The 26,491-nt window shown below is 72.9% G+C and carries 25 protein-coding genes; 10 read left to right on the top strand and 15 right to left on the bottom strand.

Going from position 1 to position 26,491, the window contains the following annotated elements; genetic code table 11:
- Positions 1-3 precede the first annotated feature (3 nt).
- Complete coding sequence (locus BMY61_RS08295) at positions 4-1,974, bottom strand: APC family permease (protein WP_143094242.1); 1,971 nt, start codon at positions 1,972-1,974, stop codon at positions 4-6.
- Positions 1,975-2,228: 254 nt separating this feature from the next.
- Between BMY61_RS08295 and BMY61_RS08290 the strand changes: the two genes are divergently transcribed.
- Entirely contained in the window at positions 2,229-4,088 is a 1,860-nt protein-coding gene (locus BMY61_RS08290; RefSeq protein ID WP_042454762.1) for an APC family permease, read from the top strand.
- Positions 4,089-4,224: 136 nt separating this feature from the next.
- Positions 4,225-4,659, top strand: coding sequence for a hypothetical protein (locus BMY61_RS08285; RefSeq protein ID WP_143094227.1), 435 nt, complete (start codon positions 4,225-4,227; stop codon positions 4,657-4,659).
- A 4-nt stretch (positions 4,660-4,663) separates the two neighbouring features.
- On the opposite strand, the gene BMY61_RS08280 is transcribed toward BMY61_RS08285, so the two are convergent.
- The 3 genes from BMY61_RS08280 to BMY61_RS08270 are packed head-to-tail and all read right to left on the bottom strand — an operon-like array spanning position 4,664 to position 7,677.
- On the bottom strand, positions 4,664-5,656 hold the full coding sequence (locus tag BMY61_RS08280) for an acyl-CoA dehydrogenase family protein (protein WP_075003804.1): 993 nt from the start codon (positions 5,654-5,656) through the stop codon (positions 4,664-4,666).
- Positions 5,657-5,658: 2 nt separating this feature from the next.
- Positions 5,659-6,798 carry an acyl-CoA dehydrogenase family protein gene (locus BMY61_RS08275; RefSeq protein WP_042454759.1) on the bottom strand — a complete coding sequence of 380 codons (1,140 nt, stop codon included), beginning with the start codon at positions 6,796-6,798 and terminating at the stop codon, positions 5,659-5,661.
- A gap of 3 nt (positions 6,799-6,801) precedes the next feature.
- On the bottom strand, positions 6,802-7,677 hold the full coding sequence (locus BMY61_RS08270; protein WP_042454758.1) for an enoyl-CoA hydratase: 876 nt from the start codon (positions 7,675-7,677) through the stop codon (positions 6,802-6,804).
- 47 nt (positions 7,678-7,724) lie between these two features.
- Between BMY61_RS08270 and BMY61_RS08265 the strand changes: the two genes are divergently transcribed.
- Together BMY61_RS08265 and BMY61_RS08260 are read left to right on the top strand one after the other, a co-directional pair.
- Complete coding sequence (locus tag BMY61_RS08265; protein WP_042454756.1) at positions 7,725-8,528, top strand: SDR family oxidoreductase; 804 nt, start codon at positions 7,725-7,727, stop codon at positions 8,526-8,528.
- A 32-nt stretch (positions 8,529-8,560) separates the two neighbouring features.
- Positions 8,561-9,718: an acetyl-CoA C-acetyltransferase gene (locus tag BMY61_RS08260; protein ID WP_042454754.1), complete on the top strand. Its 1,158-nt coding sequence runs from the start codon at positions 8,561-8,563 to the stop codon at positions 9,716-9,718.
- Positions 9,719-9,729: 11 nt separating this feature from the next.
- Here BMY61_RS08260 and BMY61_RS08255 read toward each other — a convergent pair whose 3' ends face one another.
- From BMY61_RS08255 to BMY61_RS08235, 5 genes are all read right to left on the bottom strand, one after another.
- Complete coding sequence (locus tag BMY61_RS08255) at positions 9,730-9,933, bottom strand: hypothetical protein (protein WP_042454751.1); 204 nt, start codon at positions 9,931-9,933, stop codon at positions 9,730-9,732.
- Positions 9,934-10,087: 154 nt separating this feature from the next.
- The gene (locus BMY61_RS08250) at positions 10,088-11,146 is read right to left on the bottom strand and encodes an NAD(P)H-dependent flavin oxidoreductase (RefSeq protein WP_075003803.1); all 1,059 of its coding nucleotides are present in this window, start codon (positions 11,144-11,146) and stop codon (positions 10,088-10,090) included.
- Complete coding sequence (locus tag BMY61_RS08245) at positions 11,143-11,880, bottom strand: CoA-transferase subunit beta (protein WP_042454749.1); 738 nt, start codon at positions 11,878-11,880, stop codon at positions 11,143-11,145. Before BMY61_RS08245 ends, BMY61_RS08250 begins: the two co-directional genes overlap by 4 nt.
- Complete coding sequence (locus tag BMY61_RS08240; protein ID WP_042454747.1) at positions 11,877-12,725, bottom strand: CoA transferase subunit A; 849 nt, start codon at positions 12,723-12,725, stop codon at positions 11,877-11,879. The genes BMY61_RS08245 and BMY61_RS08240 overlap by 4 nt, the downstream gene beginning before the upstream one ends.
- Positions 12,718-13,491 (bottom strand): enoyl-CoA hydratase family protein, encoded by a 774-nt coding sequence (locus BMY61_RS08235; RefSeq protein ID WP_042454744.1) that lies wholly within the window; start codon positions 13,489-13,491, stop codon positions 12,718-12,720. The genes BMY61_RS08240 and BMY61_RS08235 overlap by 8 nt, the downstream gene beginning before the upstream one ends.
- Before the next feature lie 103 nt (positions 13,492-13,594).
- Between BMY61_RS08235 and BMY61_RS08230 the strand changes: the two genes are divergently transcribed.
- Together BMY61_RS08230 and BMY61_RS08225 are read left to right on the top strand one after the other, a co-directional pair.
- Complete coding sequence (locus BMY61_RS08230) at positions 13,595-14,473, top strand: SDR family oxidoreductase (RefSeq protein WP_042454742.1); 879 nt, start codon at positions 13,595-13,597, stop codon at positions 14,471-14,473.
- 115 nt (positions 14,474-14,588) lie between these two features.
- The gene (locus BMY61_RS08225) at positions 14,589-15,527 is read left to right on the top strand and encodes an SDR family oxidoreductase (protein WP_075003802.1); all 939 of its coding nucleotides are present in this window, start codon (positions 14,589-14,591) and stop codon (positions 15,525-15,527) included.
- Positions 15,528-15,600: 73 nt separating this feature from the next.
- Here the strand turns inward: BMY61_RS08225 and BMY61_RS08220 are convergent, their stop codons facing one another.
- On the bottom strand, positions 15,601-16,287 hold the full coding sequence (locus tag BMY61_RS08220) for a response regulator (RefSeq protein WP_042454740.1): 687 nt from the start codon (positions 16,285-16,287) through the stop codon (positions 15,601-15,603).
- Positions 16,284-18,905: an ATP-binding protein gene (locus BMY61_RS08215; RefSeq protein ID WP_236656486.1), complete on the bottom strand. Its 2,622-nt coding sequence runs from the start codon at positions 18,903-18,905 to the stop codon at positions 16,284-16,286. The genes BMY61_RS08220 and BMY61_RS08215 overlap by 4 nt, the downstream gene beginning before the upstream one ends.
- Before the next feature lie 222 nt (positions 18,906-19,127).
- Between BMY61_RS08215 and BMY61_RS08210 the strand changes: the two genes are divergently transcribed.
- Positions 19,128-19,571: a hypothetical protein gene (locus tag BMY61_RS08210; protein ID WP_052439174.1), complete on the top strand. Its 444-nt coding sequence runs from the start codon at positions 19,128-19,130 to the stop codon at positions 19,569-19,571.
- A gap of 167 nt (positions 19,572-19,738) precedes the next feature.
- On the opposite strand, the gene BMY61_RS08205 is transcribed toward BMY61_RS08210, so the two are convergent.
- The 3 genes from BMY61_RS08205 to BMY61_RS08195 all read right to left on the bottom strand — a co-directional run bounded on the left by BMY61_RS08205 (position 19,739) and on the right by BMY61_RS08195 (position 22,353).
- Positions 19,739-21,235 (bottom strand): hypothetical protein, encoded by a 1,497-nt coding sequence (locus tag BMY61_RS08205; RefSeq protein ID WP_042454735.1) that lies wholly within the window; start codon positions 21,233-21,235, stop codon positions 19,739-19,741.
- 144 nt (positions 21,236-21,379) lie between these two features.
- Complete coding sequence (locus tag BMY61_RS08200) at positions 21,380-21,685, bottom strand: hypothetical protein (protein WP_042454733.1); 306 nt, start codon at positions 21,683-21,685, stop codon at positions 21,380-21,382.
- A 62-nt stretch (positions 21,686-21,747) separates the two neighbouring features.
- Positions 21,748-22,353, bottom strand: a complete 606-nt coding sequence (locus BMY61_RS08195) for a DedA family protein (RefSeq protein WP_042454731.1) — start codon at positions 22,351-22,353, stop codon at positions 21,748-21,750.
- An 86-nt stretch (positions 22,354-22,439) separates the two neighbouring features.
- Between BMY61_RS08195 and BMY61_RS08190 the strand changes: the two genes are divergently transcribed.
- The 3 genes from BMY61_RS08190 to BMY61_RS08185 all read left to right on the top strand — a co-directional run bounded on the left by BMY61_RS08190 (position 22,440) and on the right by BMY61_RS08185 (position 24,811).
- The gene (locus BMY61_RS08190; RefSeq protein WP_042454730.1) at positions 22,440-23,348 is read left to right on the top strand and encodes an NAD-dependent epimerase/dehydratase family protein; all 909 of its coding nucleotides are present in this window, start codon (positions 22,440-22,442) and stop codon (positions 23,346-23,348) included.
- A 226-nt stretch (positions 23,349-23,574) separates the two neighbouring features.
- Positions 23,575-24,078, top strand: a complete 504-nt coding sequence (locus BMY61_RS44025; RefSeq protein ID WP_052439173.1) for a hypothetical protein — start codon at positions 23,575-23,577, stop codon at positions 24,076-24,078.
- Positions 24,065-24,811 carry a class F sortase gene (locus BMY61_RS08185; protein WP_052439172.1) on the top strand — a complete coding sequence of 249 codons (747 nt, stop codon included), beginning with the start codon at positions 24,065-24,067 and terminating at the stop codon, positions 24,809-24,811. The genes BMY61_RS44025 and BMY61_RS08185 overlap by 14 nt, the downstream gene beginning before the upstream one ends.
- Before the next feature lie 67 nt (positions 24,812-24,878).
- Here the strand turns inward: BMY61_RS08185 and BMY61_RS08180 are convergent, their stop codons facing one another.
- A complete protein-coding gene (locus tag BMY61_RS08180; RefSeq protein WP_042454728.1) occupies positions 24,879-26,246 on the bottom strand; it encodes a S53 family peptidase in 1,368 nt (455 codons plus the stop codon).
- Positions 26,247-26,491: the final 245 nt, after the last annotated feature.

Below are 26,491 nucleotides of genomic sequence, written 5' to 3'. Positions count from 1 at the left end.
GCCTCAGCGCCGCGGCGGCGTGAGCGGGCTGGGCTCGCCCCGGCGGACCGCGCCGGGCGCGCGGCGGGCGGGGCCGCCGGCGCCGCGGGACGAGGAGAGCTGCCAGGGCACGCTGATGACCATCACGCCCGGCATGAACAGCAGCCGGCTCTTGAGCCACAGCGCGGACTGGTTGTGCAGCGGCTGCTCCCACCAGTGGCCGACGACGTACTCGGGGATGAAGACGGCGACCGCGTCCCGCGGGGACTGCTTGCGCAGGTTCCGCACGTAGGAGACGACCGGCTTGGTGATCTCGCGGAACGGCGAGTCGAGGACCTTGAGCGGGATGTCGATGTCGAACTCGCCCCACTGCCGCTCCAGCTCGAGCGCCTCCCCGCGGTCGACCGCCGCGGTCACCGCCTCCAGGACGTCCGGGCGCAGCGCCTCGGCGTAGCCGATGGCGCGCAGGGTGGCCTTGTGCAGCTTCGAGACCAGGACCACGCCGTGGACGCGGGCGGGGCGGGCGCTCTCCATCGAGGGGTCCTCGACGGCCAGCTCGTCGGAGACCTCGTCGTAGTGGCGGTGGATGGCCTTCATGTTGACGTAGAGGAAGATCGCCGCGACCACGGCCAGCCACGCGCCTTGGGTGAACTTGGTCGCCATGACGATGACCAGGACCAGCGCGGTGACGCACGCCCCGAATCCGTTGATGATCCGTGAGCGGTGCGCCCCGGCGCGCACCTTCGCGTCGCTCTCGCCACGCAGCAGCTCGTTCCAGTGCCGGACCATGCCGATCTGGGAGAGCGTGAACGAGGTGAAGACGCCGAGGATGTAGAGGTGGATCAGGTTGGTGACGTCCGCCTTGTAGGCCACCAGCAGGGCGACGTTGACCAGCGCCAGCGCGAGGATGCCGTTGGAGAAGGCGAGCCGGTCGCCGCGGGTGTGCAGCTGGCGCGGCAGGTAGCTGTGCTGGGCGAGGATCGAGGAGAGCAGCGGGAAGCCGTTGAAGGCGGTGTTCGCGGCCAGGACCAGGACCAGCGCGGTGGCCGCCTGGATGTAGTAGAAGAGCACGCTGTGGTCGCCGCCGAAGATCGCCGCGGCGAGCTGGGCGATGACGGTCTGCTGCGGCGCGCTGCCGCAGTCGGGAAAGCCGACCAGCTGGCAGCCGTCACTGGTGATGTGGATCTTCGAGGTGAGCGCCAGAACCGTGATCCCGGAGAACATCACCACAGCGGTGATGCCCATCGCCGCCATGGTCTGCGCGGCGTTCCTGCTCTTGGGCTTGCGGAAGGCCGGCACGCCGTTGGAGATCGCCTCGACGCCGGTCAGCGCGGTACAGCCGGAGGCGAAGGCCCGGAGCGCGAGCATCAGCAGCGCGAAGCCGGTGAGGGTGTTGTTGTGGTCCGTCGGGGTGATCGGGTACTTCGCGCTGGAGGCGACCGGGTTGTGCCCGAAGGCCATCTTGACGAACCCGGTGACGATCATCAGCAGGATGCCGGCGATGAAGAGGTAGGTCGGCGTCGCGAAGGCCTTGCCGGACTCGCGGACCCCGCGCAGGTTCACCGCCGCCAGCAGCACCACGAAGACCACGGCCATCGGCACCCGGTAGGGCGCCAGCGCCGTGAACGCCGAGATGATGTTGTCCACGCCGGAGGCGACCGAGACGGCGACCGTCATCACGTAGTCGACCAGCAGGGCCGCGGCCACCACCAGCCCGGCATTGGCGCCGAGGTTGCGGGAGACCACCTCGTAGGAGCCGCCGCCGCTCGGGTAGGCGTGCACGACCTGGCGGTAGGAGAGCACCACGACGGCCATCAGCACGACGACACCGAGGCCGATCCACGGCGTCAGGTAGAGAAACGCGGTGCCGCCGATCGTCAGCACCAGCAGGATCTCCTGAGTGGCGTACGCGACCGAGGAGAGCGGGTCGGACGCGAAGATCGGCAGCGCGATCCGTTTGGGCAGCAGCGTCTCGCCGAGTTCCTCACTGCGCATCGCCCGGCCGATCAGCAGCCGCTTCACCACCTGAGGGATGTTCACCACGAACCGAGACTAGGGGATAACGGATATCTCGGGTCATACCGGCACGCAGCCACCGGGCTGAGGGGTCACCCGCGTCAGGATCACGTAGCGGCCCGGAGGGGAGGCGTTAGAGGACCGTCAGGAAGGCTCGCCCGCCTCGGACGGCGCCGCCACGATGAGAACTCGTCAGGACGACGAGAACGACGCACCGTTCCCCGGGAGGGGTCATGTCGGCAACCACGGCCGCCACCGAAGAGTCCGCACCGCATCCGATACCCGAGGCCGCCGACCCGGCCGAGAAGCACCGCCTCTCGGCGCTCGGCGGCCTGGCCGCGCTCTCGCTGGACGCCATGGCGTCCGTGGCCTACGGCCCCGAGGCGATCGTGCTGGTGCTGGCCACGGCCGGCGCGCACGGGCTCGGCTTCACCCTCCCGGTGACGCTGGCCATCGCCGCGCTGCTGGCCGTGCTGACCTTCTCCTACCGCCAGGTGATCGCCGCCTTCCCCGACGGCGGCGGCTCCTACGCGGTGGCCAAGGCCCACCTGGGCCACCGCACCGCGCTGGTCGCGGCCGCGTCGCTGGTCGTCGACTACGTGCTGAACGTCGCGGTCTCCGTCACCGCCGGTGTGGCCGCGCTGACCTCGGCGTTCCCCGCGCTCTACGACCAGCGGGTGTGGATCTGCCTGGCGGTGCTGGGGCTCGTCACCGCGATCAACCTGCGCGGCATCGCCGAGTCGGCGCGCGCCTTCATGATCCCGACGGTCGTGTTCGTCGCCTCCGTCCTGGGCGTCGTCGTCGTGGGCCTCTTCCGCGCGCACCCGGTGGGTCAGCTCGCCGCCGGGCACGCCTCGGTCGTCGCCTCGAACGCCACCTCCGTCGGCGTGCTGCTGCTCCTGCGCGCCTTCGCCTCCGGCTGCTCCGCGCTGACCGGAGTCGAGGCGATCGCCAACGCGGTGCCCTCGTTCCGCGTGCCGCGCGTCAAGCGCGCCCAGCACACCGAGATCGCGCTCGGCGGGCTGCTCGGCGTCATGCTGATCGGCCTGGCCGTCCTGATCGGGCGCTTCCACCTGCAGCCCGTCGAGGGCGTCACCGTGCTGGCTCAGCTGACCGACGCCTCCTTCGGCCACGGGTTCCTCTTCTACCTGGTGCAGTTCGCCACCATGCTGCTGCTCGCGCTCGCCGCGAACACCTCCTTCGGCGGCCTGCCCGTGCTGCTGCGCCTGCTGGCCCGTGACCACCACCTGCCGCACGTCTTCGCGCTCCGCGCCGACCACCAGGTCTACCGCCACGGCGTGCTCGCGCTGGCCGGCGCCTCGGCGGTGCTGCTGGTCGCCTCCGGCGGCGACGTGAACAGCCTCGTCCCGCTCTTCGCCATCGGCGTCTTCGTCGGCTTCACCATCGCCCAGGTCGGCATGGTCCGGCACTGGTGGCTCGCGCGCTGCGCCGGCTGGCGCGGCAAGGCCCTGATGAACGGCTTCGGCGCGCTGCTGACCGCGGCGGCGACGGTGGTCGAGACGCTGACCAAGTTCACCGAGGGCGCCTGGCTGGTCGTCACCCTGCTGCCCCTGCTGGTCCTGCTCTTCACCGCCGTGCGGCGCGGCTACGCCCGCATCGGCGCGAAGCTCGAACTCGGCGTCGTCCCGGCCGCGCCGGAGCCGCGGCACTCGCTGGTGGTCGTGCCCGTCGGGGCGCTGTCACGCCTGACGCGCGAGGCGCTGTCGGCGGCGGTCTCCCTCGGCGACGAGGTCGTCGCGGTCACCGTCGTCCCGGGCGAGGCCGACGCGGAGGAACGGACGGCGGCCGAGGCGCTGCGCCGCGACTGGGAGCTGTGGCGGCCCGGGGTGCCGCTGGTCGAGATCCCCTCCGCCCGCCGCGAACTGGCCCGCCCGCTCGTCCGGTACGTCCGCGACCTGGGCGCGCAGGGCGACCACCGCTACGACCGCGTCACGGTCCTGGTGCCCGAGGTCGAACCGGAGCACTGGTGGACCTGGCCGCTCCACAACCAGCGCGGCGCGCTGATCAGCCGCGCGGTCCGCCGCGGCACCGACGCCACGGTCTGCCGACTCCGGCTGCGACTCCACGGGTGACCCCAGGGGGCGCAGCCGCCAGGGGCGCGTGCAACTGACCCGCCGCTGCTAGGGCGACGTATAGATGCGGCGGGCTCGCGTATGGAAGCCGTCAAGATTGCGCGGAGCGCCTGCGGGATACCGGTGTGATGGCCAGGTGTTCGAGGAATCCGCTCCCGCGTCGATGCCGACGCCCCTGCTCTTCGTCGTGGCCTTCGGCGTCGCGCTCGTGGCGTCGGTGCTGGCCGGTGCGGTGACGACGCCCAAGCACGCGGTGGTCGGCCTGGTGCTGGTGGGCGCGGCCTGTGTCGCCGTCTCCCGGCGGGGCAGCGGCCTGCGGGCGGCGCTGGTGATCACTCCGGTCTTCTGGCTCTGCTTCGACGGGTTCGTCGAGCACCGGGACGGCACCCTCGGGTGGGGCGGCTGGACGGAGGCCTGGCGGCTCGCGGCGCTCCTCGGGGCCGCGCTGCTGCCGGTGGCCGCGCGCGGGGCGCTGGGGCTGTGGGCGGCGCGGAAGCGGTTCCGGAGGGCGTCGCTGGAGTGGTTCGAGCCGGAGATGCCGGAGCGCAAGCACCCCTCGGCCTGGAACTGACCGCTCAGCCCGCGAGCACGCGGGCGCGGCAGGCGGCGGGAGTCCCCCAGGCGTCCCGCAGCGGGCGCGCCTTGCGCAGCCACAGGGACAGGTCCAGCTCCTCGGTGTAGCCGACGGCGCCGTGCAGCTGCAGGGCGGCGCGGGCCGCCGCCCAACCCGCCTCGCCGCAGGCGACCTTGGCCATGGCGATCTCGACCGGGTCGAGCGAGAGCGCGGCGGCGTGCAGCAGCGGTCGCGCGAACTCCAGCGCGATCAGGACGTCCGCGAGACGGTGCTTGACCGCCTGGAAGGTGCCGATCGCCACCCCGAACTGGCGCCGTTCCCGCACGTACCCGACGGTCCGCTCCAGCAGGGCCCGCCCGACGCCGAGCGCCTGGGCGGCGGTCGCCAGCGTGGCCCACGCCCACGCCCGTTCCGCCGCCGCCGCGACGTGTGGTCCGGCGGCCAGCAGCTCGCCGCGCGCGGCGGTCGCGAAGAGCCGCCGCGCGGGATCGTGCGACGCCACGGCGGCGCCGGCCTCGGCAGCCCGCCACAGCTGGTCCCCTGCGACCACGAGACGCAGGTCGGCCGCGTCGGCGTCGAGTGCGTAGGGCGCGCGAAGTGCGGCGGGCGCGTCCGCCCGGAGGGTGGCGAGCCCGGTTCCGCAGGCGAGGCGGGGCAGCCAGGCCTTGGCCGGGACGACGTCGCCGAGTTCGGCAAGGCTCGCCAGCAGCAGCGACGACGCGATCGTCTCGACGGCCGGGCCCGGCACCGCGTGCCGGCCGAGGGCCTCGAAGGCGAGGGTGAGCTCCAGCGGCAGCAGGCCCGCGCCGTCGAACTCCTCCGGGACGGCCAGGGCGAAGACGCCGGCCTCCGCGAGGCGCGCCCACAGGACGCGGCCCGGGGTGTGGTCGCCGCGGGACCAGGCGCGGGCGACGGCCGGGGTGTCGGCCGCACCGAGGAGGGCGTCCAGGGTGCGGGCGAACTCCCGCTGCTCGGCGTCGAGGAGGAAGCGCACCGTTACCGCCGTCCTTTGGGGAGTCCGAGCAGGCGCTCGGCGATGATGTCGCGCTGGATCTCGTTGGTTCCCGCGTAGATCGGTCCGGCCAGGGAGAAGACCCAGCTCTCCGCCCAGGGACCGTCGGCGCGTTCGGCGTCCGGGCCGAGCAGGTCGAGCGCGGCCTCGTGCAGCGCGATGTCGTACTCGGACCAGAACACCTTGTTCAGGCTGGACTCGGGGCCGATCGCGTCGCCCGCGGCGAAGCGGGACGCGCCCGCGTAGGTGAAGAGCTGGTAGGCGCGGGCGCCGATGAGCGCGTCGGCCACCCGGTCCGCGACGGCGGGGTCGCGGTCGCAGGCGTCCCACTGGGCGGCGAGCCGTCGGGCGGCGGCGAGGAAGCGGCCGGGCGAGCGCAGTGTCAGGCCGCGTTCGTTGCCCGCCGTGCTCATCGCGACCCGCCAGCCCTCGCCCGGCGCCCCGATCACGTCCTCGTCCGGCACGAACACCTCGTCGAGGAAGAGCTCCGCGAACGCGGGCTTGCCGTCCAGCCGCCCGATCGGCCGGACCGTGACGCCCGGCGCGTGCAGGTCGAACATCAGGTAGGTGAGGCCCAGGTGCGGCTTTGCCAGGCCCGGTTCGTTGCGGAAGAGCCCGAACGCCCGCTCCGCGAAGGCGGCCCGGGACGACCAGGTCTTCTGGCCGCTGAGCAGCCAGCCGCCGTCCGTGCGCACGGCGCGCGAGCGGAGCGAGGCCAGGTCGGAGCCGGACTCCGGCTCCGACCAGGCCTGCGCCCAGATCACCTCGCCACGGGCCATCGGCGGCAGGATCCGGGCGCGCTGCTCCTCGGTGCCGTGGTCGAAGAGGGTGGGCGCGAGCAGGTTGATGCCGTTCTGGGAGACCCGCCCGGGCGCCCCCGCCGCGTAGTACTCCTCCTCGAAGACGAGCCAGCGCATGATGTCCGCGCCGCGCCCGCCGTAGCGTTCCGGCCAGGAGACCACCGACCAGCGGTCGGCGGCGAGTTCGGCCTCCCAGGCCCGGTGGGCGGCGAAGCCCTCGCGGGTCTCCAGGGAGGGCAGCGGGGCGGCGGGGACATGGTCGGCGAGCCAGGCGCGCGCCTCGGCGCGGAAGGACTCGACGGCGGGATCGTGGGCCAGGTCCACGGCCTAGCCCTCCGCCTGCTTCTTCATGGCGGCGACGTCCATCCCGCCGAGGGAGTCGGCGGCGACCTCGGCGTTGTGGGCGTGGGCGAGATGGTGCAGGCCGAAGACGGAGTCCATGCCGGCGTGCATCCCCTGCAGGTCCTCGGCCTGGTTGACGGCCCGCTTGGTGAGGGCGAGGCCCAGGCGTGGCATCTGCGCGATGTGCTCGGCCAGTTCGAAGGTCCGCTGCTCCAACTCGGGCCTGGGCACGACGCGGTTGACCATGCCGATCTCGTAGGCGCGACGGGCGTCGATCCGGTCACCGGTGAAGAGGAACTCCTTGGCGATCCGGGGCGGCATCACCCACGGGTGGGCGAAGTACTCGACTCCGGGGATGCCCATCCGCACCACCGGGTCGGCGAAGAAGGCGTCGTCGGCGGCGACGATCAGGTCGCAGACCCAGGCGAGCATCAACCCACCAGCCACACAAGCACCTTGGACGGACGCGAGCACCGGCTTGGGCAGCTCGCGCCAACGCCGGCACATCCCCAGATAGACCTCGGACTCGCGGGCGTAACGACTCTCCGCGCCCTGCTTGTCGGAGTGGTCCCACCACAGGCCTGCGCGCCGCTCGAAGGGCAGGTGCGCGTCGCGCCCGGGGGTGCCGATGTCGTGCCCGGCGGAGAAGTGCGCACCGGCTCCCGCGAGGACGACGACCTTCACCTCGCCGTCCTCGGCGGCCCGGTAGAAGGCGCCGTCGAGGGCGTACGTCATGGCCGAGTTCTGGGCGTTGCGATAGCGGGGCCGGTTCATGGTCACCAACGCGACCGGCCCGCGCCGCTCGTAGAGCACCGGGGCGTCGTCCGCGCCGTCGTCCGGGGCCTCGGGGGCTGCACTCATCTCGGGACTCCTTCCCTAACAAGTGTTTGGTAGGTTAACGTACCCACATGGGTGACGTCGACGGTCTCCGCACACCTCCCACCTACCCGTCCGGGCACGGTCTGCTCGCCGGGCGCAGCGCGGTGATCACCGCCGCGGCGGGCGCCGGGATCGGCGGTGCCACGGCCCGCCGCTTCCTGGAGGAAGGCGCCCGCGTCCTGGTCAGCGACGCCCACGCGCGCCGCCTCAAGGAGTCCGCGGACGCCCTCGCCGCCGAGTTCGGCGCCGAGCGTGTCGCCGCGCTCCCGTGCGACGTCACCGACGAGGCCCAGGTCCAGGAGCTCTTCGCCTGCGCCGCACGGACCCACGGCCGGCTCGACGTCGTCGTCAACAACGCCGGCCTCGGCGGCACCGCCGAGCTCGTCGACATGACCGACGAGCAGTGGGACCGCGTCATCGACGTCACCCTCGGCGGCACCTTCCGCTGCACCCGCGCGGCCCTGCGCGCGATGAAGGACTCCGGCCAGGGCGGTGTGGTGGTCAACAACGCCTCCGTCATCGGGTGGCGCGCCCAGGCCGGGCAGTCCCACTACGCGGCCGCCAAAGCCGGCGTGATGGCGCTGACCCGCTGCGCTGCCCTGGAGGCCGCCGCGTTCGGCGTCCGCGTCAACGCGGTCGCGCCGAGCCTCGCGATGCACCCGCACCTGGTCAAGGTCACCACCCCCGAGCTGCTCGCCGAGCTGACCGAACGCGAGGCGTTCGGCCGCTACGCGGAGCCGTGGGAGGTGGCCAACGTCATCGTCTTCCTGGCCAGCGGCTACTCCTCCTACATGACCGGCGAGACGGTCTCGGTGAGCAGCCAGCACGCCTAGATCCTTACTGCCGACAGGAGTTGAAGCCCGCCATGGCCGAGGCCTACATCATCGACGCGGTCCGCACCCCCGTGGGCCGGAAGGGCGGAGGCCTCTCCGCCGTCCACCCGGCGGACCTGGGCGCCCACGTGCTGACCGCTCTCGTCGCCCGGACCGGCATCGACCCGGCCGCTGTCGAGGACGTCGTCTTCGGCTGCCTGGACGCGGTCGGCCCGCAGGCGGGCGACATCGCCCGCACCTGCTGGCTCGCGGCGGGCCTGCCGGAGGAGGTGCCCGGCGTCACCGTCGACCGGCAGTGCGGCAGCTCGCAACAGGCCCTGCACTTCGCCGCGCAGGGCGTCCTCTCCGGCACTCAGGACCTCGTCGTGGCGGGCGGCGTGCAGAACATGAGCATGATCCCGATCGCCTACGCCAGCCGCCAGGCGGGCGAGCCGCTGGGCCTGACCGAGGGCCCCTTCCACGGCAGCGTGGGCTGGCGCGCCCGCTACGGGACCGCACCGGTGAACCAGTTCCACGGCGCGGAGCTGATCGCGTCGAAGTGGGGCGTCACCCGGCGCGACATGGAGGAGTTCGCGCTCCGCTCCCACCAGCGCGCACTGCGGGCCATCGACGAGGGCCGCTTCGACCGCGAGATCGTCGCCCACGGGGACGTGTCCGTCGACGAGGGCCCGCGGCGGGACACCACGCTGGAGAAGATGGCCGGCCTGAAGCCGGTCGTCGAGGGCGGCACCATCACCGCCGCCTGCTCCTCCCAGGTCTCCGACGGCGCGGCGGCAATGCTGCTCGCCTCCGAACGCGCCGTCCGCGAGCACGGCCTGCGGCCACGCGCCCGCGTCCACCACCTGTCGGTGCGCGGTGAGGACCCCATCCGCATGCTCTCCGCGCCGATCCCCGCGACCGCGTACGCGCTGAAGAAGACCGGCCTGTCCATCGACGCGATCGACCTGGTCGAGATCAACGAGGCGTTCGCGCCGGTGGTGCTGGCGTGGCTCAAGGAGACGGGCGCGGACCCGGAGCGGGTGAACGTCAACGGCGGCGCGATCGCACTGGGCCACCCGCTGGGGGCGACGGGCGTGAAGCTGATGACAACGCTCCTGCACGAGCTGGAGCGGACCGGGGGCCGCTACGGCCTGCAGACCATGTGCGAGGGCGGCGGCCAGGCGAACGTGACCATCATCGAGCGGCTGTAGACCGTCTCCGCTCAGGAGCGGGACTGGCGATTGGCCCTTCCGAACAACGTGACGGCGACCGCCAGTCCCAGCGCGAAGACCAGGCTGAACAACAGCGTCGTCCACACATGGTGCAACACCACCGCGACAACGAGAAAGGCCGTCCCGACCAGCAGCACCACGCAGGCGGTGAGGCGCATCCCTGACTGCGTCTTCGGACTCATGTCGTACTCCATGTGATTCCTGCCGCCGTGAAAGAGCACGCGTGCATTCGCACGCACCGTTCAGCAAGGAATTGTGAACCGTGCGCCGGACGGCCGGCTCCCGGAATATCGCCTTCCCCACCAAGTGGGGGGAATTCACCCCACTCGGCGGGGAGCGATTCTCAATTCAACATCGCAACCGGTTCATGACTCGCTCGGCCTCACGCATGATCCGACCGACCAGCTCCTCGCAGCTCGGCAGGTCCTCGATCACTCCCGCGACCTGGCCGGAGGCCATCACGCCCAGGTCCGTGCGCCCGTCCACCATCGAGGACTTGAGCAGCATCGGGGTGTTGGCCGCCAGCAGGATCTGGCTCCAGGTGAGGTCCTTGCCGTGCTTCATGGCGAGGCCGTCGCGGACCATCTCGCGCCAGGTCATCCCGGAGAGCTTCCGGAAGCCCGCAGCATGGCGGACAGCGCGGGCCAGCACCCGCGCGCGGCCCGCGTTCTCCAGGGAGGCGACGAGATCCGTGCGGAGCATCCGGTGAGGAAGGCCGTCCACCGCGCGGGTGACCGTGACGTCCTTGACCTGCGCGGCGAGGTAGCGGGCCTTCACCGCGTCCGGGACCGTGGAGTCCGAGGTGAGCAGGAAGCGGGTCCCCATCGCGACGCCCGCCGCGCCGTAGGCGAGCGCGGCGACCAGGCCGCGGCCGTCGAAGAAGCCGCCGGCGGCGACGACCGGGATGTCGACGGCGTCCACAACCTGTGGAAGAAGGACCGTGGTCGCCACCTCACCCGTGTGGCCGCCGCCCTCGCTACCCTGGACGACGACGGCGTCGGCGCCCCACGCGGCGACCTTCTCCGCGTGGCGGCGAGCGCCGATCGAGGGGATCACGACGACGCCCGCGTCCTTGAGGCGGGCGATCAGGTCCTTCGAGGGGGCCAGGGCGAACGAGGCGACGCGGACGCCCTCGGCCACGATGATCCGCACCCGCTCCTCCGCGTCGCCCGCGTCCGCGCGCAGGTTGACCCCGAAGGGGGCCTCCGTGCGGGACTTCACCTCGCGCACGGCGGAGCGCAGTTGCTCCGGCGACATCGTCGCCGAGGCGAGGATGCCGAGCGCGCCCGCGTTCGCCGTCGCGGAGACCAGCCGCGGGCCGGCGACCCAGCCCATGCCCGTCTGGACGATCGGATGGCGGACACCGACGAGCTTCGTCAGCGGCGTGTCGAGTGCGGGGACGCTCACGCGCGCACCTCCTTGTCGCGCAGGCCGCGCGGGTCGATGACCTCACGGATCAACCGGCGTTCCGCGTCGCTCGGTTCACGCGTCGTGCCGACCGCGTCCCCGATCTCCAGCGGAAAGCCGGTCGCCGCGACGACCTGCTCGACGGTGACGCCGGGGTGCACCGAGACCAACCGCATCGCGCCGTCGGCCGTCGCGAAGTCGAAGACGCCGAGGTCGCTGACCACCCGCCGCAGCCCGTGGTACGGGCCCACCGCGCGGTCGTTGCCGACGCCGCAGACCACGTCGACGCGCTCCACGAAGACCCGGGCGCTGTGCTTGGGGATCCAGTAACTGGTGGGGTTGTTCAGGGTGTTCATCGGCGCCCCACGAAAGCCGAGCAGCTGCCGGGTGGGCCTGGCCCAGTCACCGATGCAGGAGATGTTCTGGTTGCCGTAGCGGTCGATCTGGCTGGCGCCCATCATCACGTGGCGCCGCCCGCCCATGGCCAGGCTCAGGTGCTGCCGGTAGGGCAGCCAGCCCTCCACCGTCCGCGGGCGCTCGCCGAGCGCGGCGACGTCGGCGACGAGCAGGGCCTCGCCGTCGGTGAGCAGCAGGTCGGGGGCGAAGGTCAGCTTGGCCAGGCGGGCGCCGATGCTCGGGACCGTGCCCATCGGGCTGGCCAGGATCTCGCCGTCGCCGCGCCAGGCCTCGGCGCAGGCGACGACGCAGTACTCCGCACGCGAGGTGTCCGTCACCGCTGCTCCTCCTGCCAGGCGGCCACCGCGGACCGGTAGTCGAGTTCGCTGCCGCCGAGGAAGCGCTCCGCGAAGGCGGACCACTCGGTGGCGGCGTAGTGGCGCTGGAACGCCTCGTCGCGCTCGTAGTCGGGGGTGCAGGAGGTGAAGTGGGCGCCGTTCGGCGCCGCCACGACGCCCGCCACCGACAACCGCTTGACCAGCAGTGACTGCGGACCGTCGGCCTTGGCCAACTCCTCGGTGTCTACGAGCTGTTCGCAGGAGACGTAGGCGTGCTCGGCGGCCTCGCAGTACAGGTCGTCGAAGAACGGGTCCGGGCCCAGGTACTGGGCGTTGCCCTGCCGGTCGGCGCGGTTGAGGTGGACGAGCGCCGCGTCGAGCCGCAGCGCGGGCACGGCCACCAGTTCCTCGCCGTCCTCGTAGGGCGAACGCACCGTCCTCAGTCGCGGGTTGACCCGCATCACGTCCGAGCCGAGGCCCGCGCGGATCGGCAGGAACGGCAGGCGGTGGACCGCGGCGGTCAGGCCCCACATCAGCATCGCCTCGTCCAGCTCGACGAGTTCGAAGGCGCCGCCTTCGCGTGCCGCGCGGTAGTGCGGCTCCAGCGGGATCGAGTCGAGGGTGGCGAAGGCCGTGACGAGCTTGCGGATCCGGCCTGCGGCGGCCAGCATGCCGACGTCGGGGCCGCCGTAGGAGACCACGGTCAGGTCTGTCACGTCGGACCGCAGCAGCGCCCGGACCAGGGCCATCGGCTTGCGCCGGGAGCCCCAGCCGCCGATGCCGACCGTCATGCCACTGCGCAGTCGGCCGACGACCTCCTCCGGCGTCATCACCTTGTCAACCACGGCTGTCGCCACCCTCCTTGCCGCTGCCGTTCATGCTGTTGGTGTCGCGGATCCGGTCCGCGAGGCCGCTCAGGTTCGCCTCGAAGGTGAAGCCCTGCTCGAAGCGGTAGCTGCGGCGTACGTCCACCGGGTCGATGCCGTTGATGGCGGCCTTGGCCATCCGGATCAGCGCGCCGTCCTTGGTCGCCATCTCGCCTGCCAACCGCAGCGCTGTGTCGGCGAGTTGGTCGCGCGGGACGACCTCCCACACCGATCCGTGCCGGTGCAGCTCCGCGGCGGTGACGGTGCGGGAGGTGTAGTAGAGCGTGCGCATCAGGTGCTGCGGCACCAGCCTGGCCAGGTGCGTGGCGGCGCCGAGGGCGCCGCGGTCCAGCTCCGGCAGCCCGAAGTAGGCGTCCTCGCTGGCGACGATCGCGTCGGCGTTGCCCACCAGCCCGATGCCGCCGCCCAGACAGTGCCCCTGGACGGCCGCGACGACGGGCACCTCGCACTCGTAGACGGCCGCAAAGGCCTCGTAGCAGCCGCGGTTGGCACCGATGATGGCCGTACGGCCGGGGTCGCGCTGGACCTCCTTGATGTCCACGCCGGCATTGAAGCCGCGGCCCTCGGCGGCGAGCACGACGCAGCGCACCTCCGGATCGCGCCCGGCCGCGCGAACCGCCTCGGCGAGATCTCTCCAGCCTTGCACCGGAAGGGCGTTGACCGGTGGATAGGACACCGTGACGACGGCGACCGCAGGCTGCGGACGTGAGGTGGAGACTCCCATCGGCGAATCAGCTACCTTTCCACCAAACGTTTGTTAGGTGCATTCTTGAGTTGACGTTAGCAGCGGGAGGCGCGCTGCGGGAGAGGCGAGGGGATGTGACGGTGTGACCGGACAGGTCGTCGTGGTCACCGGCGGGACGCGCGGCGTCGGCGCCGGGATCGCCCGGGCGTTCCTGCGGGCAGGTGCAGAGGTGCTGGTCTGTGCCCGCAGACCCCCGGCCGAGCCCGTCCAGGAGGCGGGCCGCAAGGCCGAGTTCACGTCGGTCGACCTGCGCGACGCGGCCGCGGTGGCGGCCTTCCTCGACGCGGTTGTCGTCCGGCACGGACGCCTGGACGTCCTGGTCAACAACGCGGGCGGGACCCCCTTCCGACTGCTCGACGGAGCGGAGGACACCGCCCGCCACCTGCGCGTGATCGAGCTCAACCTGCTCGCCCCGCTGACCGCGTCCCTGGCCGCGCTGCCGCACCTGCGCCGCAGCGGCGGCTCGGTGGTCATGGTCGGCAGCGTCAGCGGCACCCGCCCCTCCCCCGGCACCGCCGCCTACGGCGCGGCCAAGGCCGGGCTGGCCAACCTCGCCGCCTCGATGGCCGTCGAATGGGCACCCGACGTACGGGTCAACACCGTCGTCCCGGGGATGGTCCGCACCGAGCTCTCGCACCTGCACTACGGGGACGAGGCGGGCGTGGCGGCCGTGGGCGCGACCGTCCCGCTGGGCCGACTCGCCGAGCCGGAGGAGATCGGGGAGGCCTGTGTCTTCCTCTCCTCCCCGCAGGCGGCCTACATCACCGGGGCCGCCCTCACCGTCCACGGCGGCGGCGAGCGCCCGGCGTTCCTGGCCGCCGCCACCGCCAACACCGACCCGGCCGGTGCGACGCACGACCCGGCCTCCGCCGCCACCGGCTCGGGGCCCGCCCCCGTCTCGGCCGTCCCCGCGACCGGCCCGGGCGCGGCGGCCGACCGCGGCAACCCTGCGGAGCCCTGAGCCCCTCGACCCCCAGCCTCGGCCCGAGCCTGGCACGCCCCTCGGCCCGGCCCCTGCCCGACCACCCGCGGACGCAAAGAAGCAACGACGCGAAGACGCAAAGGAGCACCCACCCATGACCGACTCCCCCACCCCCGCCGCGCGGGCGCTCTGCGACGGCCGCGTCGTCGTCGTCACCGGCGCGGGGCGCGGTCTCGGCCGCGCCCACGCCCTCGCCTTCGCGGCGGAGGGTGCCCGGGTCGTCGTCAACGACCTGGGCGTCGCCCTCGACGGGGCGGGCGCCTCGCTCAGCCCCGCCGAGGAGGTCGTCGCCGAGATCCGCGCAGGGGGCGGCGAGGCGGTCGCCCACGGCGGCGACATCGCCACCACCGAGGGCGCGGCCTCCCTCGTCACCGCCGCGCTGGACGCCTTCGGGCGGCTGGACACGCTCGTCAACAACGCCGGGTTCCTGCGCGACCGGATGCTGGTCAACCTCGACGAGGACGACTGGGACGCCGTCATGCGGGTCCATCTCAAGGGTCACTTCCTGCCGCTGCGGCACGCCGCCGCACACTGGCGCGCCGAGGCCAAGGCAGGCCGCCGACCCGACGCCCGCGTCGTCAACACCAGCTCCGGCGCGGGCCTGCTGGGCAGCGTCGGGCAGGGCAACTACAGCGCGGCGAAGGCCGGCATCCTCGGCCTGACGCTCGTCGCCGCCGCGGAGTTGGCGGGCTACGGGGTCCAGGTCAACGCGATCGCGCCGGCCGCGCGCACCCGTATGACGGAGCAAGCCTTCGCCACGACCATGGCGGCGCCCGACGCACCGGGCGCCTTCGACACGATGGCCCCCGAGAACGTCTCCCCGCTCGTCGTCTGGCTGGGCAGCGCCGCCTCCGCGGGGGTCACCGGCCGCGTCTTCGAGGCGGAGGGGGGCAGGATCACCGTCATGGACGGCTGGCGTCCCGGCCCCACGGCCGACCTTTCGGCGCGGTGGACCCCGACGGCCGCCGGCGAGGCCACCCGCAAGCTCCTCGCCGTGGCCGAGCCGCCGCTCCCGGCCTACGGGGCGCGGTAGGGCCGGTCCGGGCTCAGAGCCAGCCCCTCTGGGCCGCCTTGACCCACCCTGCTCGACCGAGCAGCAGCCCGGCTCAGGGCTCGAAGCGGTACCCCATCCCCGGCTCCGTCACCAGGTGCCGGGGATGCGCCGTGTCCGGCTCCAACTTGCGGCGCAGGCCCGCGAAGTAGACGCGCAGGTAGTTGGTGTTCTCCTCGTGGGTCGGCCCCCACACCTGCCGCAGGATCTGCCGTCCGGTCACCAGACGGCCGGGGTGCTGGAGCAGCACGGCCAGGATCCGCCACTCCGTCGGCGTCAGCCGGACCTGGGGGGTCTCCTGCGATGCCGGGGTCACCACGCAGCGTTCGAGGTCGACGAGGTGGTCGCCGATCCGGGTCGGTCCGTCGGAGCGTTCCTCGCTGGTCGGGCGGCGCAGGGCGGCGCGGAGCCGGGCCAGGAGTTCGTTCATGGCGAAGGGCTTGGTGACGTAGTCGTCCGCGCCCGCGTCCAGCGCGGCCACCTTCTCGCGGGAGTCGGCCCGGCCCGAGAGGACGATGACGGGGACCGAGCTCCACGCGCGCAGCGCGTGCAGCACCTGCATGCCGTCGACCTCGGGCAGACCGAGGTCGAGGATGACGGCGTCGGGGGGATTGTGGGCCGCCTCCTGCAGGGCGCGGCGGCCGTCGGGGGCCGTGGCCACCGTGTAGGCGCGGGCCCGGAGATTGATCTGCAGGGCCTTCAGCATCTGCGGTTCGTCGTCGACGACCAGGATCCGGCTCATGCGAGTTCGTCCTCCATCTGGGCGTCCGGCATCTGGGCATCCGGCAACTGGGCATCCGGCAACTGGGTGTCCGGGTCGGCCTGGGCCAGGGCCGCCGGGTCGGGGTCGGTCGCGGCCGGGAGCGAGAGCACCATGGTCAGGCCGCCGCCGGGGGTGTCCTCGGGCAGCAGGGTGCCGCCCATCGCCTCGGTCAGGCCGCGCGCCAGCGCCAGGCCGAGCCCGACGCCAGTGGCGTTGTCGTTGTCGCCCAGCCGCTGGAAGGGCTGGAAGATCCGCTCCCGGTCGGACTCGGGCAGGCCGGGCCCGCGGTCGACGACCCGCAGCTCGACCCGCTCGCCGAGCGCGCTCGCGCTGACCAGCACGGGCTGCCCGGCGGCGTGCCGCAGCGCGTTGCCGACGAGGTTGGCGACGACGCGTTCCAGCAGCGGACCGTCGACGACCACGTCGGGGCTCCCGGCCAGGCCCTGGGTCACCACCGTCACCTCCGCGTCGGCGGCGTCGGGACCGAGCGAGTCCAGGGCGGTCACGACCACGTCCTCCAGCGCGGTGGGGTGCAGCTGCAGCGAGAGCGCACCCGCCTGGAGGCGACTCATGTCGAGCAGGTTCTCCACCAGCCGGGTCAGCCGCTCCAACGAGACCTCGGCGGTGCCGAGCAGCTCGCGCTGGTCCTCGGGGCTGAACTCGACGTCGTCGCTGAGCAGCGAGGAGACGGAGGCCAGCGCCACGGCGAGCGGGGTGCGCAGGTCGTGGCTGACGGCGGCGAGGAGCGCGGTGCGCAACCGGTCGGCGGCCTTGACCGGCTCGATCTCGGCGGCCTGCTCGGCGAGCCGGGTGCGTTCCAGGGCGACCGCAACGTGCGCGGCGAAGGCCGCGAGCACGCGCCGGTCGGAGGCCGGCAGGGGCCGTCCGCGCAGGACCAGCGAGGCGCTACGGCCGACCGGGACGACCTCCGTGCCGGGCTGGTCGGCCAGTTCCTCGGGTTCGACGACATGCTCCACCAGCTCGACCCGGTCGAAGGCGAAGGTCTCCCGCAGCCGGGCGAGCAGGGCCGGGACGGCCTGGTCGCCGCGGAGCACGCTGCCGGCCAGCGCGGAGAGCGTCTCGGCCTCGGCGGTGGCGCGGGCGGCCCGGCCCGCGAGCTTGGTGGCGGTGTCGACGATCCCCGCGACGACCATGCCGACCAGGGCGAAGACGACCAGCGCCAGCACGTTGTTGGGCTCGGCGATGGTGAACCGGTGGATCGGCGGGATGAAGTAGTAGTTCAGCAGCACCGAGGCGGTCACGGAGGCGACCAGCGCGGAGGCCAGGCCGCCGAGGGTGGAGATGCCGACGACGAGGGCGAGGAAGAGCAGCGTGTCGCTGGTGAGGTTGATGGCGTTCCGGGTCTGGCACAGGATCGCGGTCAGCACGAACGGCAGCACCAGCCCGCAGGCCAGCCCGGCCCAGCGGCGGACGCCGGCCCGGCTGCGGCGCGGGCCCGCGCCCACGGCGTCCGGCAGGTGGCGGCCGCGTCCGGACTCCTCGTGGGTGACCATGTGGACGTCGATGTCGCCGGAGAGCTCGACGGTCTTCTCGCCGATGCCCCGGCCACCGGTCAGCGCGCGGCGCAGCAGGCCGCGGCGGCTGGTGCCGAGCACCAGCTGAGTGGCGTTGGCGGCGCGGGCGAAGTCCAGCAGCGCGGTGGGCACGTCGTCGCCGACGACGGAGTGGTAGCTGCCGCCGAGCGACTCGGCCAGCTGCCGCTGGGCGGCGAGCGCGCCGGGGTCGGCGTCGGCGAGGCCGTCGGACCGGGCGACGTGGACGGCCAGCAGCGCGCCGCTGCCGGCGCGGTCCGCGATCCGCGCGGCACGGCGGACCAGCGTCTCACCCTCCGGCCCGCCGGTGAGGGCGACCACGACGGTCTCGCGGGTCTCCCACACCTTGTGGATCTCGTGCTCGGCCCGGTACCGGCGTAGTCCCTCGTCGACCCGTCCCGCCAGCCACAGCAGCGCGAGCTCGCGCAGCGCGGTCAGGTTGCCGACCCGGAAGTAGTTGGAGAGCGCGGCGTCGACCTTCTCCGCCGCGTAGACGTTGCCGTGCGCCATCCGCCGCCGCAGGCCCTCCGGGGCCATGTCGACCAGCTCGATCTGGTCCGCGCGGCGGACCGTGTCGTCTGGGACGGTCTCACGCTGCGGCACGCCGGTGATCTTCTGGACGACGTCGTTGAGCGACTCCAGATGCTGCACGTTGACGGTGGTCAGCACGTCGATGCCGGCGTCCAGCAGCTCCTGCACGTCCTGCCAGCGCTTCGCGTGGCGGCCGCCGGGGATGTTGGTGTGGGCGAGTTCGTCGACCAGGACGACCTCCGGCCGCCGGGCGATCACCGCGTCCACGTCCAGCTCGTCGAACCGTCCGCCGCGGTACTCGCGCGGGGCGCGCGGCAGCACCTCCAGACCGGCGAGCTGCTCCTCGGTGTGACGGCGCCGGTGGCACTCGACGATGCCCACGACCACGTCCTGGCCACGCTCCACTCGCCGGTGGGCCTCGTCCAGCATCTTGTAGGTCTTGCCGACCCCCGGCGCCGACCCGAGGAAGACCTTCAGCCTTCCCCGACCCGGACCGGTACTTCCCGCGTTCACGCCGTACACCGGACCACCTTGACCGCGTCGTGCGGGCACTCACCACTCCGCGGCGGTCCTCATACGCAATCTTGACGCGGTCGATCGCTGCGGATTCCGTCGATCCTGAGGTGAACAGTGCATGGATACCGTTAAAACGGATGCGAAGACTCCAAAAGAGTTGCTAATCTGAAGGCACCAAGGCGCCCAGAGCCTGGGATTCACGGAGAGAACCGATACGTCATGTCCGAGACCGCCACCGCAGCAGTGACCCCCCGTGTCATCGTCGGTGTCCGCGACTCCGCGAAGGGCCGCGCGCAGCTGCGCCAGGCCGCGGCGGCCGCGCGGCGCAAGGGCGCGGTGCTCGTCCCCGTTCTCGCCTGGTCCCCCTCGGGCGGCGACCACCTCTACCGCACCCGCCCCTGCCCGGAGCTGGCCCACGCCTGGGAGCAGCGGGCCTGCGCGAAGCTCGACGAGGTCGTCACCGGCGCGCTGGCCACCGAGGAGACGCTTCCCGCGGCGGTCCGTCCGGTGACGGTCCGGGCCGAGAGCCTGGCGGAGGCCGTCGCCTCCGCGGCCTCCGCCCCGGCGGACGAGATCTTCGCCCCGGCCACCCGCCCGGGCCTCCTCACCCGCCTCGGCTTCTACCACCACACCCCGGGCCGCGGCGTCGCCCTGGCGCACTGAGTCGGGCTTGCGCACCCTCAGGTAGTTGCACCCTCCAGGGGCGCGGGGAACTGCGCGAACAACCACCCGGTGCGGATGGCCCTGTTCGATGAGGACCATCCGCTCAGGTGGCTTGTCGCGCAGTTCCACGCGCCCCTCAGTAGTGCAGCTGGCCCCTCTGCCCAAACTCACCGGTACTCGCGGAGGCGGGGTGCGGCCCCCGCGCCGATCAGGACGAGGACGCCGGCGACGCAGCCCAGCTGCAGCCACAGCGCCGAGTCCGCGCGGTGCGTGCCCGTGGTCGAGGCCGATTCGTAGGCCTTCTCGTTGATGCCGATCAGCGCCTGCAGCGCCGCGTCGTGCGCGTTGAAGTCCGCGTTCGAACCGCCCGGGGCGAGGCTCGTGCAGTAGGCGATCGCCTGCTCCAGTTGGCCGGCCGCGACCATCGCGCGGATCTTCCGGTCGTCCACCTGGTACGCCTGGAAGGCGAGCAGCGTCTTCAGCGCCGCCGCACCCTCACCGGCGAAGGTGATGTTGTGGAACTCCCGCCCGTACTCGCCGCCGAAGCGGATCGCCGACGGGTCGGCCCGGACCGCCGAGACCGCCTGCGCGAGCGCCGCGTCGTACGCGCCCAGCTCCGCGCCGTTCAGTGAGAGGACCTGGTCGGTGTCGGTCTCGAAATCGCTCTGGTACTGGTCGCGGCGGCCCGCGTCCAGGACGTAGCGGCTCTCGGCCGCATTGGAGTCGGAGACGGTCGCCCGGGCCTGGGTCAGGGCCACCACCGAGTCGTAGGCGTCCTTGCGGGCCGTGACGAGATCCTGCTGCTCGCCGCCCAGGAACGAACCGGCCGTCGACAGCAGCACCACCGTCAGCAGGCTCGCGGCCGCCAGCGCGGGGTTGACGACGCGCCGGAAGCGGAGGGCCAGCCACAGCTGCAGGGCGACCAGCGCCGCCAGCAGGCCGCCGCCCAACAGGGTCAGCCAGAGCGCAGCGGAGCCGAGCGCGCCGTGTTCGTCGGTGTAACTCTGCTCGAAGGCCTGGTCGTTGGCCCCGACCAGGGAATGCGCGGCGGGCAGCAGCTGCCCGCGCATCAGGTCCGTGGCCTGTCGGTACTCGGCGAGTGCGGCCGGGTCGGGGCGGCCCGCCGGGGCGTTCGCGCGGGTGTCGAGCTCCAGGGCCCGCGCGGCGAGGTCCTGGTAGCGGCCCATGCCGTCGAGGATCGCCGCGAGCGCGGTCTGCGCGGGCGCGTTGCCGGAGGCGTCGAGGGTGGCCTGCTGGAGGTCCCTGTCGGCGTCGGTGCGGTCCTTGAGGTAGATCTGCTGGGCGGTGGCCAGGTTCGACGCCAGCCTGGGGTCACTGCCGAACATCAGCTGGTTGGCCGCCTGCGCGTCCAGATCGGTCAGCGACTGGTAGAGCGCACCCGCGTCGGTGACCTGCGGCGCCTCGTGCCCGGTGATCCGGGCCCAGGCGCCCTGGGCGCCCGTCGCGGTGCCCGCGAGCAGCCCGCCGAGCAGCAGCGCGAGCACCGCGCAGCCGGCCACCGCCCAGCGCAGCCGCGCGGGCACGCTCAGCCGCCCGGGCACACTCAGCCGCGCCCTGCGTCCGGACCGCGGAGCCTCCCCCGGCGCGCCGGCCTCCCCCTGTTCCTGTTCCTGCTGCCGCTCCCGCACCGCGACCGTCGTCATCCCCGCCGAGCCTCTTCCCCGTCTCCGGCCTCGCGACCTCGGGGCTCACTCTCCTGCGGGGCGCCTGCGCACAGCGGCGTCCTAACGCTCTCTTAGCGCCTGGAGGGCGCTTCTTGACGACTTGTTGGCACCCTCACCGACCGTTCACGCGGGCACGCTCTCGGGCATCGGCATGCGACGACCCTCGATCAGCAGGGTGCAGACGGGCGTGTGCGGGCGGTGGCCGCCATGGTGGGGGTGGTCGATCCGCACGCTCAGCGGCGTCGGCGGCTCGCCCGGCAGCTCCGCCTCCAGGACCGTCGTCCCGGTGCCGCGCTGGTGGTGGTAGCCGACCTCCTTGCCGTCGACGAGGAGGACGAGGTCCTCGGTGCGCCAGGTGAAGCCGGTGCGCAGGTCGAGCGAGACGGAGTGGCCGTCGATGTCGAGGTGGTAGTGGTGCCGCGTGGTCATCCTGGCCTCCCGGGCCGCCGGACGTCCCCCTCAGCTACCACGATAAGCCCGGCGCCCGGCGACTACTTCTCGCGACGGTGGCGCCGCACGGCCCAGACGGAGACGGCCACGACCACGATCAGGGCGATCACCCCGGCGACGATCTGCCCGGCCTGCTTCTCGACCTTCTGGTAGGCCTGACCGGCCAGGTAACCGAGCAGCGTGAAACCGATGCCCCAGGTGACCGCGCCGAGCGCGTTGAAGAGCAGGAACCTGCGGTACGGCATCCTCGAGATGCCGGCGAGCGCGGGCATCACGGCGCGGAAGAAGGCGACGAACCGGCCGAAGAAGACCGCCGCCGCACCCCGCTCGCGGATCATCTCCTGGGCGTCGCCGAGCCGCTTCTGGTGCCGGCGCAGCGGCCTGATCCCGAGGATCCGGTCGCCGAAGTGGTGGCCGATCTCGTATCCCACGCTGTCTCCGAGGATCGCGGCGACGACGACCACCAGCGCGACAATCCAGTAGGACACGTGCCCCTGGTTGGCCAGCACGCCGCCGAGCACGGCCGCGGTCTCGCCCGGCAGCACGAAGCCGACGAAGAGTGCGTCCTCACAGAAGACCAACGCTCCGACAACCGCGTACACGACGGGCCCGGACAGCCCGGCCAACCAGGTGGTGATCGCTCCCATGGGGCCAGTCTGCGCCATCCGCCCTCGGGCGACGGCCGCGACCCGGCGACGGCCGGTACGGCCGGGCGCTCCCTACAGTGGGACGCATGAAGATCTTTCTTGCGGGGGCGGGCGGAGCACTGGGGCGGCGTCTGGTGCCGCGGCTCGTGGCGGCCGGGCACGAAGTCGTGGGCACCTCGCGGAGTGCGCACGGCGCCGAGCGGGTGCGCGCTCTGGGGGCGACGCCGGTCGTCGTCGACGCCCTCGACGCGGCCGGGCTGCGGGAGGCCGTCGCGTCCGCGGCGCCGGAGGCGGTCCTGCACCAACTGACCGACCTCTCCGCCGCCGACAGCGCGGCGAACTCGCGACTGCGCCGCGAGGGCACCCGGAACCTGGTGGACGCCGCCCGCGCCGCGGGCGTGTCGCGGATCGTCGCGCAGTCGATCAGCTGGGCGTATGTCGGTGGGGACGCCCCGGCGACGGAGGCGGAGCCGCTGGACCTGGACGCTCCCGCGCCGCGCGGCGCAACGGTGGCGGCCGTGGCGGAGCTGGAGCGGATCTGTGCCGAGCTGCCGGACGCGGTCGTCCTGCGCAACGGGCTGCTGTACGGGCCGGGCACCTGGTACGCGCCGGGCGGGCCGGTGGCCGCCGCGCTGCGCGGCGAGGCGGCCGGGCCCTACCTCGCGTCGGTGACGCCGCACCCGGGGGTGAGCTCCTTCGTGCACGTCGACGACGCGGCCGCGGCGGTCGTCGCCGCGCTGGCGTGGCCGGCCGGGCCGGTCAACGTCGTGGACGACGAGCCCGCGCCCGCCTCCGTCTGGCTGCCGGCGCTGGCGGCGGCCCTCGACGCGCCCGTCCCGACGGCGACGCCGGCGGCCCAGGCCGCAACCTGGGAGCGCGGCGCCTCGAACTCGCTGGCCCGCAGCCTGGGTTGGATCCCGGAGCGACCCACCTGGCGCATCGGCTTCGCCGACCGCCTCCCTGAGCCGTTGGCAGGTAACACGGTTCACGACTGAACCGCCCAATCACGCGGTTCAGTCGTCGGCCTGTCGCCTCGTCAGCGCGGGCCCATCCGGCCCTGAAGCCCTCTCAAACCTTCCCCGAGCCTCCTTCACTCGCTTGACCAGCGGTTTCTCCCCCCTCATCGCTCGTTCGGCCGATCGTCCGGATGCGAACCGCCCGGGGTCGGGATCTGCTGGAGCACGTGCCGGGTCCACCAGGGCCCCGAAGAAGGAGACACACATGCGCGTTCGTCGTCTCGCTGCCGCCACCGCCCTCTCGGGGGCGGCGGTGATCGCCACCGCGCCGCTCGCCTCCGCCGTGGAGGCCGGTGCCGTCGTGGTGTCCCCCGGCAGCGCGGCCCCCGGACAGACGGTCACGATCGGTGCCTCCGGCTGTGCCACCGCCAACCCGAACGCGACAGCCCGGGCGTACTCCAACGCCTTCCCGACCACCGCGCTGAACGCGGTCGGCAGCACCGGGGAGGTGGCCGGCTCCACGCAGGTCTTCTCCGGCGCGAAGGCCGGGACGTACACCGTCACCGTGGTCTGCGACGTGAGCAACCCGAGCCAGAAGGCGACCGGGTCGCTCACCGTCGTGACCTCCGCCACCGGCGGGGCCACGACCGGTGACGGTGCCACGCAGTCCTTCCCGACCTCCTCGGTCGCCGGCGGCGCGGCACTCGCCGCCGGCAGCCTGGGCCTCGGCGCGTTCGCCCTGCGCCGCCGGGCCGGTGGCCGCGCCTGATCCCCGGCGCGGGCGCTCCCGCGGCAGCCAGGTCCTGCTGGGACTGGCCGCCGCGGGCTTCCTGCTGGGGGGCGCCACGGTCTACCGAGCCGTGGCCGACGCTCCCGCGCCGCCGCCGCAACCGTCGGCCTTCCAGAGCTGGGCCGACCGGTTGCGCACCCCGACCGCACCGACCGCACCGACCGCCACGCCGACGCCCGGTCAGTCCGACGGCAGCGGCGGCGGCACCGGCCGCACCCCTCGGCCGCTCGGGCGCTCGCTCCCGGTGCGGATCACCGTGCCCCGTGTCGGGATCGACGCACCGGTCTCGCCGACCGGCACGGACGCCCACGGCGGCGTCGTCGTCCCGGACGAGGACCACGCACGGGAGGCCGTCTGGTTCGACGGCAGCGCGACCCCGGGTCAGATCGGGCCGTCGGTGATCCTGGCCCACGTCGACTCGTGGAAGCTGCCGCTGGGCGAGGCGGCCTTCTACGCGCTCGGCGCGACCCGGCCGGGCGACGTCGTCCGGGTGACCCGGGCGGACGGGACCGTCGCGGACTTCTCCGTCGACACCGTCACCGTGGTCAGCAGGAACGACTTCCCGACCGGAGCGGTCTACGGACCGACCACCACACCGCAACTGCGCCTGATCACCTGCGGCGGCGGGTTCTCGAAGCAGGGCGGGTATGACGGCAACGTCGTCGTCTACGCCCATTTCACCGGCGTCGCGGGGAAGCCGGGCAGGGGCTGAGCAAAAGGACGGGGCGCGAGGGGTTCGTCGTCACCCCCGCGCCCCGTCAGCTCAGACGAGCTCGCCGTTACCGGCGGGCGAGAGCGTCGACGAACAGCGTGGCGTTGATCGTGCCCCAGCCGCTGGACAGGTCGTAGCCCTTGACGGCGTTGTAGCCGGTGACGCCCTGGAAGGAGTTGTTGCCCTTGGTCACGTCGACGATGCCGTACTTGGCCGCGGCGTGCTCACCCAGCCAGTACAGCTTCGGGTTCAGCAGGCCGAGGTCGTGGCCGGCCTTCTGGTCGGCGAGCGCGACGATGCCCGCGAAGATCGGGGTCGCCTCGCTGGTGCCGCCGGTCAGGCCCCAGCCGACGTTCTTCGGGTCGTAGGACGAGTAGGTCCAGGCCGCGCCGTTGACCGCCGCGGTCATGCTGATGTCCGGGGTGCCGCGGTGCGCGCCGGTGACCTTGGCGACGCCGTTCTGGTAGAACGGACGGCCGAAGACGCCGGAGATGCCGCCGCCGCCCGCGCCGTAACCGTCGTTCCAGACCTGGTCGGGCGCCGTGCGGTTGCCGTTGTCGTCCAGCGTCAGCTGGGTGCCGCCGACCGAGGTGACCATCGGGTCCGAGGACGGCCAGGAGTTGACGCGGAAGGTGTAGAGACCGTTCGGCGCCGTGGTGGAGTCGGTGGCACCGTTGTCGCCGGAGGCGCCGAGGACGGTGACGCCCTTCTTGAGGGCGTCGGCGAAGGCGTAACGCAGGGCCTTCAGCGAGGCAGCGCCGGTGGCGTAGTCGGAGAAGGTGTTCTCCGTGGCGCCGAAGCTCTGCGAGATGACGTCGCCCCAGTGGTGGTCGACGGCGTACTTCTCCGCGGCCATCATCTCGGGGAAGCCGGTGGTGCCCTCGGTCTCGGCGACGCCGGTCTCGACCAGGACGATCTTCGCGTCGGGGGCTATCGCGTGTGCGTACTCGACGTCGAGGGTGGTCTCACCGGCCCAGCCGAGCTGGTCCGAGGTGCCGGTCCACGCGGGGACGTTGCCCCACTTGCGCACGTCGACGTTGGTGCCCGGCAGACCGAAGGTCTTGTCGAAGGTGTTCAGGTCCTTCTGGATCGTCGGCGAGCCGAAGGAGTCGACGATGACGATGGTGCGGCCCTTGCCGTTGATGCCCGACTTGTACAGCGGGGCCAGGTTGTAGGCCTTGCGGTACTGCTGCGGGGTGTAGCAACGGATGTGAATCTTGCTCAGGCAGACGCTGGTCGGCAGGACTGCGGGCATGCCCTTGGCCAGCACGTGGCCGGCAGAGGCCGGGATCGGCTTCGGCAGCGCGGCCGAGGTCGCGCCGGAGGCGACGGCCGTGCCGGGCGCGCCCGCCGAGAAGGCCAGCACGGCTGCAGCCCCAGCGGTGATCCCGGCGGCCGTGCGGACGGCACGCGAGCGGGTGATGGAACGGCCCATGGTTCTCCTCAAGGTCACGATGGCGTGCTCGCAAACCCGGGAGGAATCCAGACCACCACGTCACCCCCACCCCCCGGCGCGGCACTGCCGCAACAGTGCGCACGATGCTCGCGCATGAGTTCCCCTCGCACCACCCCCCGACTGGGGGGTGCAACCCCGCACCGGGGTGAACGCCTTCCGTGATCACCGACTCATGGCTCCCGCACAGGCCGGCCACAGCGTCATCGGCCCAGCTCCCCCGTCAG

The organism is Streptacidiphilus jiangxiensis (assembly GCF_900109465.1).
Lineage (GTDB): Bacteria > Actinomycetota > Actinomycetes > Streptomycetales > Streptomycetaceae > Streptacidiphilus > Streptacidiphilus jiangxiensis.
Note: the sequence above shows the minus strand (reverse complement) of the source record. Positions and strands in the feature narration are given on the sequence as shown.